This is a genomic window from Cognatishimia sp. (assembly GCF_964229375.1).
Taxonomy (GTDB): domain Bacteria; phylum Pseudomonadota; class Alphaproteobacteria; order Rhodobacterales; family Rhodobacteraceae; genus Cognatishimia.
The window spans coordinates 1-3,541 of sequence record NZ_CAXREH010000176.1 but is presented as its reverse complement, the minus strand read 5'-3'; the positions used below and the strand labels follow the sequence as shown (position 1 = coordinate 3,541).

Annotated in this window: 2 protein-coding genes; both read left to right on the top strand. The window is 59.1% G+C overall.

Annotated features, from left to right (window positions below):
* Positions 1-2,133, top strand: a 2,133-nt coding sequence (locus ACEQWH_RS12890; protein ID WP_370231500.1) for an efflux RND transporter permease subunit, incomplete at its 5' end; no start/stop codon positions are given.
* Between the two features lie 125 nt (positions 2,134-2,258).
* On the top strand, positions 2,259-3,541 hold a 1,283-nt coding region (gene xylB / locus ACEQWH_RS12885; RefSeq protein WP_370231499.1), incomplete at its 3' end, for a xylulokinase.

Below are 3,541 nucleotides of genomic sequence, written 5' to 3'. Positions count from 1 at the left end.
TCTGACCTTGAGGCCAACGTCATTGCTGCGATCATTCTGGTTATGATCGTTGTGGTCTATGCGCTGGGTCTTCGGTCGTCCTTTCTGGTTGGACTAGCCATTCCCGGAGCCTTTCTGACAGGCGTAGCGGGCCTTTATTTCATGGGCTTTACCATGAACATCGTGGTTCTGTTCTCGTTGATCCTTGTGGTTGGTATGCTGGTGGACGGCGCGATTGTGACAGTTGAGCTTGCCGATCGGAACTTGGCCGAGGGCAAACCCGCGAAAGAGGCCTATGCGCTGGCCGCAAAGCGCATGTCCTGGCCGATTATCGCCTCGACCGCGACGACCCTTTGCGTGTTCTTCCCGCTGCTCTTCTGGGAAGGCACTGTGGGCGAGTTCATGAAGTTCCTGCCGATCACTGTGATCATTACACTTGCGGCCTCGTTGTTTATGGCGCTGATCTTTATTCCTGTTGTCGGCGGGCTGATTGGACGGCGTCAGAACCAATCCGCCAAGGCAAAGCGTCAGCTTTATGAAGCAGAACGCGGCGACCCGCGCAACATGACCGGCTTTATGGGCGGCTATGTGAAAATCCTGCAGTGGTCCTTGCTGCGCCCCGGGGTCACCGTTTCCTTTGCGGTTGCGGCACTTGTTGGGTCGTTCATGGCCTATGGCAGCCTTGGCAATGGCGTCACCTTTTTCCCGGATGTGGAGCCTGACTATGCGCAGGTTGAAGTTCTCGCGAAGGACAATTTCTCGGTCTATGAGCAGGATGCTCTGGTGCGGGAAGTTGAACGCAAGCTGGAATCCTATGACGAGATCGCAAGTGTGTATTCCCGTTCAGGTGGCTCTTCGACCAGCGACACCATCGGGTCTTTGCAGCTGGAACTGACCGAGTGGGACACCCGCCGGACGGTTGCGCTGATTGCAGAAGATATTCGCGCGGATATGGCCACGATCCCCGGCATCAACGTTCAGGTACAGACGGACTCCGGTGGACCCGGTGGCGGCAAGCCGATCAATCTGAAAGTCCTCAGCAAAAACACCGCCGATCAGGGCAAAGGTGTGCAGCTTATTCTGGACGAAATGGACCGTTTGGGTGGCTTTATCGACGTTGTCGAAACCCGCCCGTCCCCTGGTGTTGAATGGTCGATCACCGTCGATCGCTCTGAGGCCGCGCGCAGTGGGGCCGACGTGGCCTTGTTGGGTCAGGCCGTGCAGTTGCTGACGCAGGGCATCACCGTGGCGGACTATCGCCCCGAGGACACCGACGGCGAAGTCGACATCGTCGTGCGCTTCCCCGCTGGCGACCGGACCTTGGCCGAACTCGAGGCGCTGCGTGTGCCGACCAGTTCTGGTCTGGTGCCGATCTCTAATTTTGTCAGCTTTAATCCAACCCCGCGCAGTGGTGTCATCACCCGTATTGATCAGGCGCGTGTCGTGGAGATCACCGCCGATGTATCGCCGGGATTGCTGGCGAATGATCAGATCGTTGCGTTGCAGGGGGCTATCGCCGACCTTGAGTTGCCTTCAACCGTCAGTGTGGATTTCGGCGGCGAGGCCGAGGAACAGCAGGACGCGATGACGTTCCTGATGGGGGCATTTGCGGCAGCCATCGGGCTGATGTTTTTGATCCTTCTCACGCAGTTCAACAGCTTTTGGCAGGCCTTTGTGGTGATGTCCGCGATCATCTTTTCGATTGCCGGCGTCTTGCTGGGCCTGATGATCACCGGGCGTCCTTTCGGGATCGTCATGGGCGGCATCGGCGTGATCGCTTTGGCGGGAATTGTGGTGAACAACAACATCGTTCTGATCGACACGTTTAATTCGCTCAAAGCCTCTGGCATGTCTCCGGTCGAGGCCGCTCTGCGCACAGGCGCGCAGCGTTTGCGCCCTGTCGTTCTGACATCGGTCACAACCGCTTTGGGTCTGATGCCGATGGTGATCGGCCTCAACATCAATTTCTTTACCCGAGAGATTGTCTATGGCGCGCCATCGACCCAGTGGTGGACCGAACTCTCCAGCGCGATTGCGGGTGGGTTGGTCTTTGCAACCATCCTGACGCTTTTGGTAACGCCTGCGATGTTGATGCTGGGCGAACGTCGCAAGACGCGTTTTGTGGCCACCAAAAAGGTGGCTGCGCCAGCCTAAGTTTAAACCGCATCGGGGCCCTCCTCGGTGCGGTACCCCCTCACGATACCCAAGGACGACTGTCGGCCTGAATTGACACATCCCCTACATTATTTTAGCACTCAAATTAAATATGGGGGAGTGACATGTACCTAGGCCTTGACCTTGGAACCTCGGGGATCCGAGCTTTGTTGGTGGATCCAAACGGCGCACCCGTCGCCGAAGCCTCGGCCGCCTGTTCCGTGACACACCCGCACCCCGGATGGAGCGAACAGGATCCGGCAGACTGGATCTCGGCCTGCAGCGCAGCTGTCGCAGAGCTGAAGCACCATCACCCCAAAGACCTGGCCGCCATCAAAGCGATTGGCCTCAGCGGTCATATGCATGGTGCGACACTGCTGGATGCGTCTGGGGCGGTCTTGCGGCCCTGTATGCTTTGGAACGACACCCGCTCAGAGCGTCAGGCACAGGCCTTGGATACGCAACCGGTGTTTCGCGACAAGACCGGCAATGTGGTCTTCCCCGGCTTCACGTCGCCAAAAGTGCAGTGGGCGCGTGACCATGAACCCGAAATTTTTGCGCAGATCGCCAAAGTTTTGTTGCCCAAAGACTACCTTCGTCTGTGGCTGACAGGAGAGCACATCAGCGATATGTCAGACAGTGCTGGCACCGCGTGGATGGATGTGGGCGCGCGGCAGTGGTCGGAAAATTTGTTGGACATCTGCGGCCTTTCGGAAAGCCAGATGCCACGCCTTGTGGACGGCACAAACCCCGCTGGCGCCCTGCGCGATGCGCTGCGGTCTGAATGGGGCATCACAAGTCCTGTCGTTGTCGCCGGTGGTGGTGGTGACAATGCCGCGGCCGCCTGCGGGCTTGGATGCCTGTCTGCGGGCGATGGATTCGTGTCGCTGGGCACATCAGGCGTCCTGCTGGCCGCGACCGACACCTATGCCCCTGCCCCAGCACAAGCCGTGCATACGTTTTGCCACGCAGTCCCAGACACATGGTTTCAGATGGGCGTCACGCTTGCAGCCACCGACAGTCTGAATTGGCTGGCAGGGCTTACGAATACGACACCGGCCGAGCTTGCCGCAGCCTTACCTGATCAGCCGACCGCGCCAACCAAAGCGCATTTCCTGCCCTATCTGTCAGGCGAGCGCACCCCGCACAACACCGCGACAGCCTGCGGAGTATTCGCCGGGCTCGACATATCTGCGGACCAAACCACCCTTGCTGCAGCCGTCATGGAGGGCGTGGCCTTTTCCCTGAAAGACTGCCTGATCGCGCTGCAAGCCACGGGCACAGACCTGGCATCGCTGGTGACGACAGGTGGCGGCACCCGCAGCCCATTTTGGCTGCAGACCTTGGCCAATGTTTTGGGCATCCCCTTGCACGTCCCCGCCAAAGGAGAGTTCGGCGCGGCGATGGG